The sequence below is a fragment of the Teichococcus oryzae genome, assembly GCF_008386565.1.
Lineage (GTDB): Bacteria > Pseudomonadota > Alphaproteobacteria > Acetobacterales > Acetobacteraceae > Pseudoroseomonas > Pseudoroseomonas oryzae.
In genome coordinates this window covers 428,074-441,832 of record NZ_VUKA01000002.1, presented here as the reverse complement: position 1 = coordinate 441,832, position 13,759 = coordinate 428,074, and the positions used below count along the sequence as shown (strand labels likewise).

General features: G+C 68.8%; 12 protein-coding genes and 1 tRNA gene. 9 read left to right on the top strand and 4 right to left on the bottom strand.

From position 1 onward, the window contains the following. Nucleotides 1–161: 161 nt before the first annotated feature. A complete protein-coding gene (locus F0Q34_RS08190) occupies nucleotides 162–1,523 on the top strand; it encodes an amidase (protein WP_149811664.1) in 1,362 nt (453 codons plus the stop codon). Between the two features lie 71 nt (nucleotides 1,524–1,594). After that, nucleotides 1,595–1,671: transfer RNA gene (locus F0Q34_RS08185), tRNA-Arg, on the top strand. A 313-nt stretch (nucleotides 1,672–1,984) separates the two neighbouring features. Here the strand turns inward: F0Q34_RS08185 and F0Q34_RS08180 are convergent. The 3 genes from F0Q34_RS08180 to F0Q34_RS08170 are packed head-to-tail and all read right to left on the bottom strand — an operon-like array spanning nucleotide 1,985 to nucleotide 7,251. After that, entirely contained in the window at nucleotides 1,985–4,180 is a 2,196-nt protein-coding gene (locus F0Q34_RS08180; RefSeq protein WP_149811663.1) for a N,N-dimethylformamidase beta subunit family domain-containing protein, read from the bottom strand. Between the two features lie 12 nt (nucleotides 4,181–4,192). Next, nucleotides 4,193–5,803, bottom strand: a complete 1,611-nt coding sequence (locus tag F0Q34_RS08175; RefSeq protein ID WP_149811662.1) for an ABC transporter substrate-binding protein — start codon at nucleotides 5,801–5,803, stop codon at nucleotides 4,193–4,195. Between the two features lie 56 nt (nucleotides 5,804–5,859). Beyond that, on the bottom strand, nucleotides 5,860–7,251 hold the full coding sequence (locus tag F0Q34_RS08170) for an aminotransferase (RefSeq protein ID WP_149811661.1): 1,392 nt from the start codon (nucleotides 7,249–7,251) through the stop codon (nucleotides 5,860–5,862). A gap of 486 nt (nucleotides 7,252–7,737) precedes the next feature. Here F0Q34_RS08170 and F0Q34_RS08165 point away from each other — a divergent pair, with 486 nt between their 5' ends. Next, complete coding sequence (locus F0Q34_RS08165; protein WP_241665388.1) at nucleotides 7,738–8,538, top strand: YoaK family protein; 801 nt, start codon at nucleotides 7,738–7,740, stop codon at nucleotides 8,536–8,538. Nucleotides 8,539–8,679: 141 nt separating this feature from the next. Here F0Q34_RS08165 and F0Q34_RS08160 read toward each other — a convergent pair whose 3' ends face one another. Then, entirely contained in the window at nucleotides 8,680–9,180 is a 501-nt protein-coding gene (locus tag F0Q34_RS08160) for a metallophosphoesterase family protein (protein WP_149811660.1), read from the bottom strand. 164 nt (nucleotides 9,181–9,344) lie between these two features. Between F0Q34_RS08160 and F0Q34_RS08155 the strand changes: the two genes are divergently transcribed. From F0Q34_RS08155 to ccoP, 6 genes are all read left to right on the top strand, one after another. Then, a complete protein-coding gene (locus F0Q34_RS08155; protein WP_149811659.1) occupies nucleotides 9,345–9,542 on the top strand; it encodes a hypothetical protein in 198 nt (65 codons plus the stop codon). Nucleotides 9,543–9,682: 140 nt separating this feature from the next. Continuing rightward, nucleotides 9,683–10,405: a sulfite exporter TauE/SafE family protein gene (locus tag F0Q34_RS08150; protein WP_149811658.1), complete on the top strand. Its 723-nt coding sequence runs from the start codon at nucleotides 9,683–9,685 to the stop codon at nucleotides 10,403–10,405. A 62-nt stretch (nucleotides 10,406–10,467) separates the two neighbouring features. Beyond that, the gene (gene ccoN, locus F0Q34_RS08145; protein WP_149811657.1) at nucleotides 10,468–11,943 is read left to right on the top strand and encodes a cytochrome-c oxidase, cbb3-type subunit I; all 1,476 of its coding nucleotides are present in this window, start codon (nucleotides 10,468–10,470) and stop codon (nucleotides 11,941–11,943) included. 15 nt (nucleotides 11,944–11,958) lie between these two features. After that, on the top strand, nucleotides 11,959–12,699 hold the full coding sequence (gene ccoO, locus F0Q34_RS08140; protein ID WP_149811656.1) for a cytochrome-c oxidase, cbb3-type subunit II: 741 nt from the start codon (nucleotides 11,959–11,961) through the stop codon (nucleotides 12,697–12,699). A gap of 5 nt (nucleotides 12,700–12,704) precedes the next feature. Continuing rightward, complete coding sequence (locus F0Q34_RS08135) at nucleotides 12,705–12,863, top strand: cbb3-type cytochrome oxidase subunit 3 (protein ID WP_149811655.1); 159 nt, start codon at nucleotides 12,705–12,707, stop codon at nucleotides 12,861–12,863. A gap of 10 nt (nucleotides 12,864–12,873) precedes the next feature. Further along, the gene (gene ccoP, locus F0Q34_RS08130) at nucleotides 12,874–13,755 is read left to right on the top strand and encodes a cytochrome-c oxidase, cbb3-type subunit III (protein WP_149811654.1); all 882 of its coding nucleotides are present in this window, start codon (nucleotides 12,874–12,876) and stop codon (nucleotides 13,753–13,755) included. The last annotated feature ends 4 nt before the right edge of the window (nucleotides 13,756–13,759 follow it).

Here is a 13,759-nt window from a genome sequence, read left to right as displayed (position 1 = left end):
GTCTGATGACGGACCTCCCATTCGTTGGGCCGATGCTTGCTGGCAACGTACCGGGATGTCAACGATCCAGCGCAACCTGTCGCACAAGTTAGGAAGCTTGCCCTGCTGGCCGGCTAGCGCCAGCATCGGCCCTTCTTCCGACGGGAGCCGCATCATTGCCCATGCCTGCCACCGAACCCGCTTCCCTTCCCGCCGCCGCCGAAGCCCTCGCCCGCGGCACCGTCACCGCCGAGGCGCTGGTCGAGGCCGCCCTGGCCCGCATTGCCGACCCCGCCGGGGAAGGCAGCCGCACCTTTGTGGCGGTGCAGGCCAAGGAGGCCCGGGCGGCCGCCAGGGCCATGGACATGCTGCGCAAGGCAGGGCGCGCGCCCTCTCCCTGGGCCGGCATTCCGATCTCGGTGAAGGACCTGTTCGACCAGCAGGGCGTAACGACCCGCGCCGGCTCCGTGGCGCTGGAAGACGCGCCTCCCGCCACCATGACCGCCCCGGCCGTGGCACGGTTGGAACGCGCCGGCTTTGTGGTGCTGGGTCGCACCAACATGGTGGAATTCGCCTTCAGCGGCCTGGGCGTGAACCCGCATTACGGCACGCCCCGCTCCCCCTATGACCGGGCGACGGGGAGGCTGCCAGGCGGCTCCTCCTCCGGTGCCGCGGTGGCGGTGGCCGATGGCATGGGGCTGGGGGCGCTGGGTTCGGATACAGGGGGGTCCTGCCGGGTGCCGGCGGCACTGTGCGGGATCGTCGGCTACAAGCCCACAGCGAAGCGGGTGCCGCTGACCGGCGTGCTGCCATTGTCGCAGAGCCTGGACAGCATCGGGCCCCTGGCCAACACCGTGGCCTGTTGCGCGGTGCTGCATGGCTTCATGGCCGGCGCGGAGAACGCCGAGCCGCCGCCGGTCCGGCCTGTGGCCGGGCTGCGCTTCGCCATTCCCGAGGACACCTTCCTGTTCGAGGAGCTGGAGCCCGCCGTCACCGCAGCCTTCGAGCGAGCGGTGGCCCGGCTGGAGGCGGCGGGCGCGCGGATCGAGCGCATCGCCCTGCCCGAATTGGCGGAGATCCCGGTCGCCAATGCCAAGGGCGGCTTCGCGGCGGCAGAATCCTACGCTTGGCATCGCCGCCTGATGGCCGAAGCCGGCCATCGCTACGATCCGCGCATCATCACCCGCATCCAGCGCGGCACCGATATGGATGCCGCGGATTACCAGGACCTGCTGGCGGCACGGGCGCGTCTGATCGCCTCGGCCGCCCCGCGCACGGCGCCTTTCGATGCCGTTCTCTGCCCCACCGCGGCGCTGACCCCGCCCGCCATCGCCGCCGTGGAGGACAAGATCGAGTACAGCCGCATCAATCTACAGCTGCTTCGCAATCCGGCGGCCTTCAACTTCCTGGACCGTTGCAGCATCAGCCTGCCCTGCCACCGCCCGGGCGAAGCGCCGGTGGGGCTCATGCTGACGGGCGCCCATGACGGCGATGCGGCATTGTTCGCGGTTGCTGCGGCGGCGGAGGCCGCCTTGGCCGCCTAGGCTCCGCCGCAATCCTTTGGCGGCGGGGGCTTCCCAGCGCCCGCCCCAGCCGCTAAAGAGGGGTTGGCTCAGGACCCGTAGCTCAGCTGGATAGAGCGTTGCCCTCCGAAGGCAAAGGTCGTACGTTCGAATCGTATCGGGTCCGCCAATTTTTTCAGGAAGTTAGTAAGCTTCAACTAACGTTCTCGGCCAAGTTTGTGCCACCGGATGCCTGAAGGCATAGAAGCAGGGCTCGTTTGGCGGGCCCTTCCTGTTTCTGGCAATTTATTCGGTAAGCCATTCAAAACCTGCGCTGCACCGCCACTACAGCCATTCGCGGTCCGGAGCGTCGCCGTCAGCAGGCCGCTCCCGGCTAGTCTGTGCTGCTTCCGCGGCTGGTGCTGATGCGGCCATGATCAATGCGCGGCGGCGCGGGGACCGGAGGATGTCCGCCCGCGATGGTTCTGCGGATGACCTGTTTTTCATGGAGGTGGAAAGGGTTCCGGATCGGCGAAGCGGCGCACGATGTTCACCACCAGCCGCGCCGCGACATTGCGGTAATCATCGACGGGCAGGCAGCCGATGAAGTTCATCGAACCCACCGAGAAGACCGCGCCACCATTCGGCGTCTCGAAAAAGGTCAGGTCGGAGCGGATGATGTCCTCCCGTGGCGCAGGCCAGGTATGGTCGCGCCGCTCCTCGTTCACCGGCTGGTAGGTCGGATCGGTCAACACCGCGCGGCCGATGATCACCGCGTGATGCGGCGTGCCGAGCGAGGTGTCGGCGCGATCGAGCTCGTGCCCGGCGGCACCTCCGCCCATCAGCCCGCGCTCGCCAAGCAGCCGACCCGGCAGGGCCAGTTCCTCGATGCCTTCCCGCATGAAGCCAAGCCGCGGCTCCAGGATTCCGTCCAGGAAGCTATAGGGATATCCTTTGTATTCGCCCTGCGTGCTGAAGCCCACGCCCACCAGTTGCTGCGGCGGGCGCCCGAGCCTGCGCCACAAGCCCCCATAGGAGCCGTCCTGCGCGTGATAGCTTTCGCCGGGCAGCGTTTCCCACAGCCGGATGCCGCCTTCGGCGCGGCGCAGCTCGAAGCTCCAGGGCCCGGTGCCATGCGGCACCACCTTCCAGTAGAAGCCGTTGCCGCCCAGATACATGAAGCGGCCGCCGCCCTCGAGATAGGCTGCCAGCGCGTCCAGCGTTTCGACAGAATGATATTCGGGATGCTGGCCGGTCAGCACGGCATTGTAGCTGCGCAGCAGGTCCACGCCTTCCGCATGGACGTCGTGATCGGTGATGACCTCGAAATCGATGTTGTTGCGGGTCAGCAGGTCGGTGACGTAGCTGTCGGCGGCGATCCAGTAGAGGCCGGAGCCTCCCTCGCTGGGGTCCACGAGGTGGATCTGGTTCACCCGCTTGTCGATCAGCGGCCGGCGCATCGTCGACATGACGACGCCGCTGCCATCGGAATGCAGGTTGTAGGGGGAGACGCCATATTCGGGATGGCCATCCGGCGCCTGCGGCAGCGCGCCCCATTCCAGTGAGCGGGGCGTGATGAGGGCCTGGCGGCCGGCCTTCTGGAACTGGCCATAAACGGTGTAGCTGAAGGTCGGCGCCAGGAAGGCGATCTTGGCCTGGGAGCCCGGCACCCTGGCCCGGACGTGAAAGACGATGTTGTCGCGGTGAATCCTGCCGTCGCGCTCCAGCTCCAGGTGCAACGCGTGGACGCCGCTTTTCCAGTCATCGGGCACGGCGAAGCTGAGCGAGGGCGCCCAGCCGGCATCGCCGATATCGTCGTCATGGAAGTGGATGGCGCCGTATTGCGACGGGTCCTCGGTCCAGCGATGCACGTCGCCGCGCCAGTTGGAGCCGGTCATGGCGCGGGTCGGCAGGTTGACCAGCCTGCCATGCCGCGCCGCGGGGCCGGCATCCTCGATGCTGTCGGTCCGCATGGCGCGGGACAGGTCCCAATGGAACAGCGTTGCCGCATTGGCCAGCGCGGCCGGATCGTCCACCGCCAGGATCCGCGGGTTCTCGACCTTGCCGTTGAAGTGGCGGGCCATGCCGGTTTCGCCGCGCTCGGCCGCGATGGTGACGGCGCCGGGGCCGGATGGCACCATGCCGCAGGGCATGGCGAGGGCCGCAGCCTCCGCGCGGTCGAGCCGGGCGCGGTGCGGCCGCTGCGAAAGGTGCAGCCGCCCTTCCCGGTCCAGCACGCAGGCGACGTCGTGCCATGCCCGCTCGGTGAGCGGCACGGCGCTGCGCAGCAGGGTGTCGCCGGCCGGGCCGGACACCCGGGCCCAGGCCCCGTCCGCGCCGATGCCCAGCACCACCCGCCCCGCCGCGCCATGCCAGCACAGCACTGCCTGATCGCCGGCGGCGAGCCGTGTCGGCCACACCGTCGCGGCGAAGCCGAGGCCGCCGCCAGGCAGCGCGACATCCGGCACCTCTCCCCAGGAGCCCAGCTGGATGTTCTGCTGGATGCCCTCATGCTCGCCTTCCAGGGCCCAAGGCACGGGAACCTCGCGATAGCCGGGCCCCGCCGGGTTCGGATCGCCGCAGATGACGCGGGCGACGCGGGCGCGGTAGCGCCCGCCGCCCTGCACCGAGATCATGAAGCGGAGGGTTTCGCCGGGCTTCACGCTCCAGCGGTCGACATAGCCGGTGATCGGCAGCATTCCCGCAATCCTTCAGCCGCGCCGCACATTCCAGAACAGCGGCAGGCCCTTCAGCACGCCGGCCAGTTCCTTGCGATAGGCCGTCGGCTGGTAGAACAGGCCGAGCGGCACATAGGGCACGTCGATGAACGCCTGGCGCTGGGCCCGCACGCCGATCGCCTTCTGCGCGGCCGCGTCCGGCGCGGCGAACCATTCATCGCGCAGCGCCTCCAGCTCCGGGCTCGTGGACCAGCCGAAAGTCGCCTTCTCGCCGCTGCCGCGCAGGAAGTTGTGGGCCGATGGGTTGAGCTGCGTCACCCCGGCGGAATAGGTGCAGAAGGCGTTGTAGCCGCCCTTCTCCGGTGTTTCGCGATTGGCCATGCGGCGGAGCATGCTGCCCCAGTCCATCACCTGGTAATCGACCTTTATCCCGAGCCTGCGGAACAGATCGGCGATGACCTCGCTCATCGCGTTGATGACGGGAAAATCCGAGGGCGCCATCAGCAACACCGTCTCGCCCTTGTATCCGGCATCCTTCAGGGCCTTCTGCGACGCCTCGATGCTGCGCGAGCCGTCGAGCGCCGCAATGCCCTCGTCATTCGCCATGGCGCCGCCCGGCGCGAAGAAGCCGATGCGATCACGCCACATGCTGCGGTCCTCGCCGGCGACGGCCAGCATGACGTCGCTCTGGCGCACCGCGCCGAGGATGGCGCGGCGGATCGCCGGGTTGTTGAAGGGCGGAAGGGTGTGGTTGAAGCGCAGCACACCGATATTGCCATAAGGGTCGAGATTCTCGACCACCAGGTTGCGGTCCTGCCTCAAGGCCGGCAGCAGGTCGAAGATCGGCTGGTCCCACCAATCCACCTCCCCCTGGCGCAGCGCGCCGGCCACGGTCGCGGCATCGGGGATCACGCGCCATTCGACGCGGTCGAAATGCGCCACCTTGCCACCCGCGAGCAGACTGGGCGCCTCGCCCGGCCGCGGCACGTAGCCGGCGAATCTCTCGTAAACCAGCATCGAGCCCGGCACATGCTGGTCCGCGCGGAAGCGGAACGGGCCGCTTCCCACCAGCTCCTTCACCGGAACGGCGGGATCGGTGCCGGCGGCGAGGCGCTCGGGCATGATGAAGGCCACAATGGCGCCGACCTTGCCGAGCGCCTGCGGCAGCAAGGGGAAGGGCCGCTTCAGCCGCCAGCGAAGCGTGCGGTCATCCGGTGCCGTCAGCTCGTCCACCGCCGCCATCAGCGATGTGCCGAAAGCGTCGCGCGCCGCCCACCGCCTCAGGCTGGCCACCACGTCGCGGCCGCGCACCGGCTCGCCATCATGGAAGCGCAGCCCTTCCCGCAGCCTCATGGTCACCAGCCTGCCGTCATCCTCGACGCTGTGCCCTTCCACCATCTGGGGCTGTATGCGTCCTGCCTCATCCACGCCGTAAAGCGTGTCGAAGACAAGGAAACCGTGGTTGCGGTTGACCAGCCCGGTGGTGATGACCGGATCAAGAATGGCCGCATCCGCCTGCGGGACGAAGCGCAGGGCGCGGCTCCGGGCTTCCTGCGCGATGCCCAGACCGGGCGCGGCGAGCGGCGGCAGGGCCGCGCCGGCGCCCAGCGCCAGCGAGGTCCGGAACAGGTCACGTCGGAGCATCGGGGAACCTCCTGTGATGTGGGGTGTGCCGGCTTTCCCGTCTGGACTTCTTGTGTTTATCCGGCCGTGGTCTCCAGGGCCGCTTCGGCCTCGACCTTGCGCAGCGACAGATCGAACCGTTCCAGGAGTTCATCGACGCCGCCGGCATCGATGATCAATGGCGGGCAAAGCGCGATGGCGTCGCCCATCGGGCGGATGATCAGGCCGTTGTTCAGGGCCTCGGCATCGAAGCGCGCGCCGATGCGCCCGACCGGCTCGAAGCCGGCGCGCGTCGCCGGGTCGGCCACCAGCTCAACCGCGAACATCAGCCCGGCGCCGCGCACATCGCCAACGATGCGGGAGCGGCCGGCGATCGAGCGCAATCCTGCCCGCAGCCGCTCCCCCATGGCGCGGACATGCGGCACCACATCCATTTCCTCGTAGATGCGCAGCGTTTCCAGGGCGATTGCGGCGCCAACCGGATGGCCCGAATTGGTGAAGCCATGGCCGAAAATCTCGCCGTCCTTGTTCATCTCGGCCATCGCCTCCTGGATCGGCCTTCCCAGCAACACGGCGGAGATCGGGAAGTAGGAGGAGGAGATGCCCTTGGCCATCGCCATCATGTCGGGCGTCATGCCGACAGTCTGGCTGCCCCACATGTTGCCGGTGCGGCCGAAGCCGCAGACCACCTCATCGGCCAGGACCAGGATGCCATGCCGGCGCAGCACCGCCTCGATGGCGGGGAAATAGCCTTCAGGCGGCACGATCACGCCGCCGGCGGCATTGATCGGCTCGGCGATGAAGGCGGCGATGGTGTCCGGCCCTTCCTCCAGGATCATCGCCTCCAGCGCGGCGGCGAGGCGCGCCACGAAGCGCGGCATGTCCTCGCCCGGCAGCGGCCCGCGATAAGGGTCCGGGCAGAGGGTGTGCAGGAAGCCCGGGAGGGGCAGGCCGAATTCGCGGTGCATCCGCGGCAGTCCGCACATCGAGGCGGCCACAATGGTGGAGCCGTGGAAGCCGCGGTCGCGGGCGATGATCTTGCGCCGCCGCGTCTCACCCCGTGCCGCATGGTAGATCCAGGCCATCTTCACCATCGTCTCCGTCGCCTCGGAGCCGGAGGTGGCGAAATAAGCCTGCGCCTCCGGGATCGGCGACAGGGCCACCAGCTTCTCGGCCAGGTCGATCGTGACCGCCGGGGTCTTGTGGCTGAAGGTGTGGTAGAAGCCGAGGCGGTCATAGGCCTCGGCCGCGGCGCGTTTCAGCCGCGCCTCGGAAAAGCCGAGCGAGGTGCACCAGAGCCCCGCCATGGCCTCCAGATAGCGCTTGCCCTGGCTGTCGAAGACATGAATGCCCTCGCCCCGCGTCATCACCAGCGGCCCCCGCCGGGCATGGAGCCGGGGATTGGTTTGCGAGTGCAGGTGGAACAGCACGTCGCGCCGGTCGGCGGAATTGGGCGGAATGATGGACATGGGCGTTCCCTGCCTGGATGCGCCGGCAGGCGCCGCAGCCCGCCGGATTGGTCGGTCCAGTTTGGCTTGACCACCTTCAACGAGGCCGTCGGGCCTGTCAAACTCAAAGCATCGGCGCGCGGGCGCGGCCGGCATCCCGAGCCACGGAGCGGCGGGTCTGGCAAATCGGGAAGCCGCTTCCTAAGGTGATCCGCCCGGAACGGTGCGAGCGCCGGCAGGGCCGGGACAACAAGCCGGACGATGAACCATTGGGCCCATCAGGAAAGCGGCCTCGATCACGGATGCGGATGGACATCACGTGCTGCCCGACCTGACCGCCGGGAAGACCGGCAATTCTTCCGGACCTCCTCCTGCAGGGCCGGGGTTTTCCCGCCGGACGGTCCGGAACCGGTTGCGTCAGCGGCGGCTTCCCCGCGCCGCGGCGGCGGGAGGATGCATCCCGCTGCGGCGCCGGGGCCGCAACAACAACGCCGGAGCGCCGTGGAGGTGAAGCGGCAAGCCATGGCGGCGGCGCGCAGGCGGGCCCTGCTTCGCGCGATCCGGCCGGTCCGGCGCCTGGTTGCGGCCGGGCGCAGCGAAGCGACGGATCGGCAGCTTGCCCGCGCCCTGGCCTTTGTCGCGGGGGCGGTGAATGCCGGCGGGCTGCTGACCGTGGGGCAATACACCGCACACATGTCGGGCGTGATCTCGTCCCTGGCGGAACATGCGGTGCTGGGGGCCTGGGTCCTCGTGGGGGCGGGCGTCGCCGCCCTTTTTTCCTTCACCGCCGGCGCCGCGGCCTCCGCCATGTTGATCAACTGGGCGCGGCGGCACCGGGGCAGCTCGCAATACGCCCTGCCCCTGCTGCTTGAGGCCGCCCTGCTGGCGCTGTTCGGAACAGCGGGCCTCATGCTGGAAGGCGATCCCCGCTTCATGGCCGCCGCCGTGCCGCTGCTTTGCCTCATCATGGGCCTGCAGAACGCGACCATCACCAAGGTGTCCGGCGCCCGCATGCGCACGACGCACATGACCGGCGTCGTCACCGATATCGGCATCGAGCTGGGAAAGCTGACCTACCGGAACCGCGGAAGTGCCAAGGCCGGCTACAGGGTGATGGCGGACCGCGCCAAGCTCCGGCTGCTGGCCTCGCTGCTGGGCGTGTTCCTGTTGGGCGGCGTGGTGGGAGCGCTGGGCTTCACCGCCTTCGGCTTTGCCGCCGCCCTGCCCCTTGCCGCGCTGCTGGCCCTGCTCGGCAGCACGCCGGCCGTCGAGGCCGCGCTGGTCCGGAAGTTCCGGCCGCCATTCTAGAGCATTTTCTGTTCGCACTAGCTCACTTCAAATGCTCTGGCTCCTTGTTCTGTCGAGCATCTTCACCTGATCAGGCGACCCCGCCTGATCAGGATCTGCTCTGGCGGATCTTCCCCTCATGCCAGTTCGGGGCCCCGGCCGTCACCGCCTCCGCGAGGCCAGGATCTCCGCCAGCCGGACCGGGCAGAACTCCCAGACGTCCACGCCAACATCGAATTGCCGCGGCAGGGGCTTGAGCCTGCCATGGCTATGCCCGTGCAGGTTGATGGTCCCCCGTGCCATGTCACGCCAGCTGCGGAAGGCGTAATGACACAGCACCAGCCGGTGCTCCTCCACCGCGATCTCGGCGTAATGCTGCACGCTGGCCCAGCCAGGCAGGCCGGCGGTGGGCGCGCCGTCATTGTTGCCGACGACCAGATGCTTGCGCCCATGCAGGCGCCCCAGCAGCCCCGCCATGGCGGATTGCGGCTGGTGCAGGGCGAAATCGCCCAGGTGCCAGACCTCGTCCTCCGGCCCCACCGCCGCGTTCCAGCGCTGCTCCATGGCGGCGTCCATGGCGGCGACGGAGGCGAAGGGGCGACGGTACAGCCCCCGGGCTCCGCCATGTCCGAAATGGGTGTCGGCGGTGAAGAACACGGTCATGGCCCAGCCTAGTCCGGCAACGGGCAGGTTGACAGAACAGGCCCCACCGCCCATCCAGGGCGCAGACCAGCCGCCACTCCAGCCGCAACTCACGGAATTGTCGCGCGAAGCACGGTCCCGCTCCTGCTAAGCATCCGGCTCTACCGAGGACCGCCCGCCCCTCCATGATGATGTCCCGCTCCACGCCGCGCCTGGCGCATCTTGTCAAGATTGTCGCCCTCGGCGGCCTGTTCGTGCTGGCGCTCGGCGTCGCCTATAAAATCAAGCGCGTGTTCCGGATCGATGTCTTTCCCGAAATCGACATGGTGCCGGACGAGGAGCTGAAGGCGCTGGTGATGTGGTTCTTCCACCTGGTGTTCTGAGGCTGGCTGCGGGAACAGCAAGCGGCGGCTTGCCGATATCCTGAAAAACCGGCCATTCCGGGCATCATCGCCGCAGGCCCGTTCGGCCATGCTGATCTGGCGCAGGGCCGGGAGGTGGCGCCGGGTGTAAGGCGGGCGGGATGCTGGAAACCTGCCTCAACAGCTTTGCCCTGCTTGGCCAGGCCGGAATCCGGACCGTGCTGCTGGCCATGTTCGCTGCGGGCCTCGCCGGCGGCGTGACGCATTGCGCCGGGATGTGCGGACCCTTTGTGGTGGCGCAGATGGTGGATGGCGCTGGCGGCCCGGTGCTGCGGCGCCTCGGCCAAGGCCTGCTGCTGCCCTATCATGCCGGCCGCGCGCTCGGATACGCGCTGCTGGGCGCGGTGGCCGGCGCGGGGGCGGGCACGGCCACCACCCTGCTGGGGCCGGGGCTGCTGGCGGTGCCGCTTGGCCTCGCGGCGGCGCTGATGCTGGCCCAGGGGCTGCAACGCCTCGGCTGGGCCATGCCCTTCGCGGGGCCAAGGCTGCCATCGGTGCCTTTGGCCCTACCCCTGACCCGCTGGCTGCCAAAGGGCGGCACGCCGGCGCAGCGTTTCCTGATGGGCCTCCTGCTCGCCGCCCTGCCCTGCGGCCTGCTGCACGCGGCACTCGCCGGCGCGGCCGCCACCGGCGGCGCGGTGCCGGGTGCCAGCGCCATGCTCGCCTTTGTTCTCGGCACCATGCCGGGGCTGATGGCGGCCGGAATGCTGGGCCGCTTCCTGGTCCGCCGTGGTGGGCCCTGGCTTCGGCCGGCGGCGGCCGGCGTGTTCCTGCTGAACGCCGCCGTGCTGGCGGGACTGAGCGTGAGCGCCGCCCTTCCCTGATTCAAATCAGGGCGGCCGTGGCGGCCGGCTGGCATCCAGCGGGTTGAAGGAGACTCCGCGGCATGCCTGAAGGTTCAGCCACCATCCCGGCGCCCGTGCTCGAACGCCTGCATCTGAGCACCCAGCCCGACTATGTTGACGGTCCGGTCCGCGCCTTTGCGGTCGCAACCGTGTTCTGGGGGCTGGCGGGTTTCGCCGCTGGCCTTTTCATAGCCCTGCAGCTGGCCTTCCCGGCGCTGAACCTGGGGCTGGAATGGACCACCTTCGGGCGGCTGCGGCCGCTGCACACCTCGGCGGTCATCTTCGCCTTTGGCGGCAACGCGCTGCTCTTTTCCAGCCTCTACATCGTGCAACGCACCTGCCGCGCCCGGCTGTTCGGCGGCGAGGACGCGGGCTGGTTCCTGTTTGGCGGCTACAACCTGTTCATCGTGGTCGCCGCCACCGGCTACCTGCTCGGCATCACCCAGGGCAAGGAATACGCCGAGCCGGAATGGTATGCCGATCTCTGGTTGGCGGTGGTCTGGATCGCCTACCTCGTCGTCTTCGGCGGCACCATCCTGCGCCGGACGGAGCCGCATATCTACGTCGCCAACTGGTTCTTCCTCTCCTTCATCATCACCATCGCGATGCTGCACATCGGCAACAACGTCGTGCTGCCGGTGGGGCTGTCCTCACGCTCCTACACCTTCGCCGCGGGGGTGCAGGACGCGATGATCCAGTGGTGGTACGGCCACAACGCGGTGGGCTTCTTCCTGACCTCCGGCTTCCTCGGCATGATGTACTACTTCATCCCGAAGCAGGCGGACCGGCCGATCTATTCCTACCGCCTGTCCATCGTGCATTTCTGGTCGCTGACCTTCCTCTACATCTGGGCCGGGCCGCACCACCTGCACTACACCGCGCTGCCCGACTGGGCGCAGACGCTGGGCATGGTGTTCTCGATCATGCTGTGGATGCCCTCCTGGGGCGGCATGATCAACGGGCTGATGACGCTGTCCGGCGCCTGGGACAAGCTGCGCACCGATCCCGCGCTGCGCTTTTCCGTCGCCGCCGTCGGCTTCTACGGCATGGCCACCTTCGAGGGGCCGGTGATGTCGATCCGCGCGGTGAACGCGCTGTCGCACTACACCGACTGGACCATCGGCCATGTGCATTCCGGTGCCCTGGGCTGGAACGGCTTCATCATCTTCGGCGCCCTGTACTGGATCGTGCCGAAGCTGTGGAACAAGCCGGGCCTGTATTCCACCCGGCTGGTGTCCTGGCACTTCTGGCTCGCCTCCCTCGGCATCGTCCTCTACGCCGCCGCCATGTGGGTCGCCGGCATCATGCAGGGCCTGATGTGGCGCGCCTATGACAGCCTCGGCTTCCTGCAATACAGCTTCGTCGAAAGCGTCGCCGCGATGCACCCCTATTACGTGATCCGCGCGGGTGGCGGCGTGCTGTACCTCGCCGGCGCCGTGCTGATGGCGGTCAATCTGTGGCGCACCATCGCCGCCTCGGCAGCCAGCGCCGTACCCGCCACCCTGCGCGCCGCCTGACAGGAAACCCTGGCCATGGTCCCCTTCTTCCGCCGCTTCAGCCACGCGCTGATCGAACGCAACCTCCTGCTGCTGGGCGTGCTGACGCTGATCACCATCTCCATCGGCGGCCTGGTGCAGGTGGTGCCGCTGTTCACCGTGGAAAGCACCATCGAGCGCGTCCACGGCGTGCGCCCCTACACGCCGCTCGAGCTGATGGGCCGCGAGATCTATGTGCGCGAGGGCTGCTACCTGTGCCACAGCCAGATGGTGCGGCCCTTCCGTGACGAGGCCGAGCGTTACGGCCACTACTCGCTGGCCGCCGAGAGCATGTATGACCGCCCCTTCCAGTGGGGCAGCAAGCGCACGGGGCCGGATCTGGCGCGGGTCGGCGGCCGCTATTCGGATGACTGGCACGCCATGCACCTGCGCGACCCGCGCAGCCTGGTGCCGGAAAGCATCATGCCGAGCTACCCCTTCCTCGACCGCCCGCTTTCCGGCGTCAGCGTGACGGAGCGCATGAAGACCATGCGCGCGGTCGGCGTGCCCTACACGGATGAGCAGATCGCCCGCGCGGAGGCCGATCTCGCCGCCCAGGCCAACCCGAATGTCGATGGCAGCGGCCTGACCCAGCGCTATGCCCGCGCCCGGCAGGGCGTGTTCGACGGCGATGAGCGCCGCGTCACCGAGATGGACGCGCTGGTCGCCTATCTGCAGATGCTCGGCACGCTGGTGGACTTCACCGATGTGCAGCCCGACGCCGTGAAGCAGCGGTGAGCGCCATGACGATGCTTGATTTCCTCCATGACTGGCTGCCCTCCATCTGGGTGGCCTGGTTCTTCGCCGTGTTCCTGCTGATCCTGGTCCGCACGCTGCGCCCCTCGCGCCGCGCGGCGCTGGAGCGGCAGGCCATGATCCCGCTGCAAGACGATGCCGGCTGAGGACGCCATCATGAGCACGACGCACAAGCCGGGCGCCCATGGCGCGCAGAAGGATGGGGACAACACCACCGGCCATGAATGGGACGGCATCCGGGAGCTGAACACCCCGCTGCCGACCTGGTGGCTCTACGTGTTCTACGCCACCATCGCCTTCGCCCTGGTCTGGGTGCTGCTGTATCCGGCCTTTCCGGGCACCGGCTGGAACGGCCTGCTGGGCCGCACCGCCCGCACCGACATCGCCGAGCAGCTGGCGGCCGACCGCGCGCAAAACGAACCGGTGCTGGCCCGGCTGCGCGGAATGACGCCCGCCGCCATCATCGCCGATCCCGAACTGCGCGACTTCGCCCTGGCCGGTGGCCGCGTGGCCTTCGGCAACAATTGCGCCGGCTGCCACGGCGCCGGCGGCCAGGGCGCGCCGGGCTTCCCCTCCCTCGCCGACGATGAATGGCTGTGGGGCGGCAAGCTGGCCGACATCCAGCACAGCATCGAGCACGGCATCCGCGCGCCGGATGACGAGAACACGCGCATGAACCAGATGCCGCGCTTCCTGGCGGACGGCATGCTCACCCAGGCCCAGGTGAACGACGTGGCCGAGCATGTGCTGTCCCTTTCCGGCCGCGCCGGCAACGCCGTGGCGGCAGGGCGCGGCGCGGCGGTGTTCGCCGAGAACTGCGCCGCCTGCCATGGCGAGCAGGGCCAGGGCAACCAGGAGATGGGCGCGCCGGCACTGAACGACGCCATCTGGCTGTATGGCGGCGACAAGGCCGCCGTGGTGCGCAGCGTGTCCTTCTCCCGCGCCGGCGTGATGCCCGCCTGGGCCACGCGCCTCGATCCGGCCACCATCCGCATGCTGGTCGTCTACCTGCATGCGCTGGGCGGCACGCAGGAGTAACCCG

What these genes read in the sequence shown, in the direction of transcription:
- ccoN (WP_149811657.1), top strand. Translation starts at nt 10,468, where the DNA reads ATGCCTGAAGGTTCAGCCACCATCCCGGCGCCCGTGCTCGAACGCCTG.
- F0Q34_RS08160 (WP_149811660.1), bottom strand. Translation starts at nt 9,180, where the DNA reads ATGACCGTGTTCTTCACCGCCGACACCCATTTCGGACATGGCGGAGCC.
- F0Q34_RS08175 (WP_149811662.1), bottom strand. Translation starts at nt 5,803, where the DNA reads ATGCTCCGACGTGACCTGTTCCGGACCTCGCTGGCGCTGGGCGCCGGC.
- F0Q34_RS08180 (WP_149811663.1), bottom strand. Translation starts at nt 4,180, where the DNA reads ATGCTGCCGATCACCGGCTATGTCGACCGCTGGAGCGTGAAGCCCGGC.
- ccoP (WP_149811654.1), top strand. Translation starts at nt 12,874, where the DNA reads ATGAGCACGACGCACAAGCCGGGCGCCCATGGCGCGCAGAAGGATGGG.
- ccoO (WP_149811656.1), top strand. Translation starts at nt 11,959, where the DNA reads ATGGTCCCCTTCTTCCGCCGCTTCAGCCACGCGCTGATCGAACGCAAC.
- F0Q34_RS08170 (WP_149811661.1), bottom strand. Translation starts at nt 7,251, where the DNA reads ATGTCCATCATTCCGCCCAATTCCGCCGACCGGCGCGACGTGCTGTTC.
- F0Q34_RS08190 (WP_149811664.1), top strand. Translation starts at nt 162, where the DNA reads ATGCCTGCCACCGAACCCGCTTCCCTTCCCGCCGCCGCCGAAGCCCTC.
- F0Q34_RS08155 (WP_149811659.1), top strand. Translation starts at nt 9,345, where the DNA reads ATGATGATGTCCCGCTCCACGCCGCGCCTGGCGCATCTTGTCAAGATT.
- F0Q34_RS08135 (WP_149811655.1), top strand. Translation starts at nt 12,705, where the DNA reads ATGACGATGCTTGATTTCCTCCATGACTGGCTGCCCTCCATCTGGGTG.
- F0Q34_RS08150 (WP_149811658.1), top strand. Translation starts at nt 9,683, where the DNA reads ATGCTGGAAACCTGCCTCAACAGCTTTGCCCTGCTTGGCCAGGCCGGA.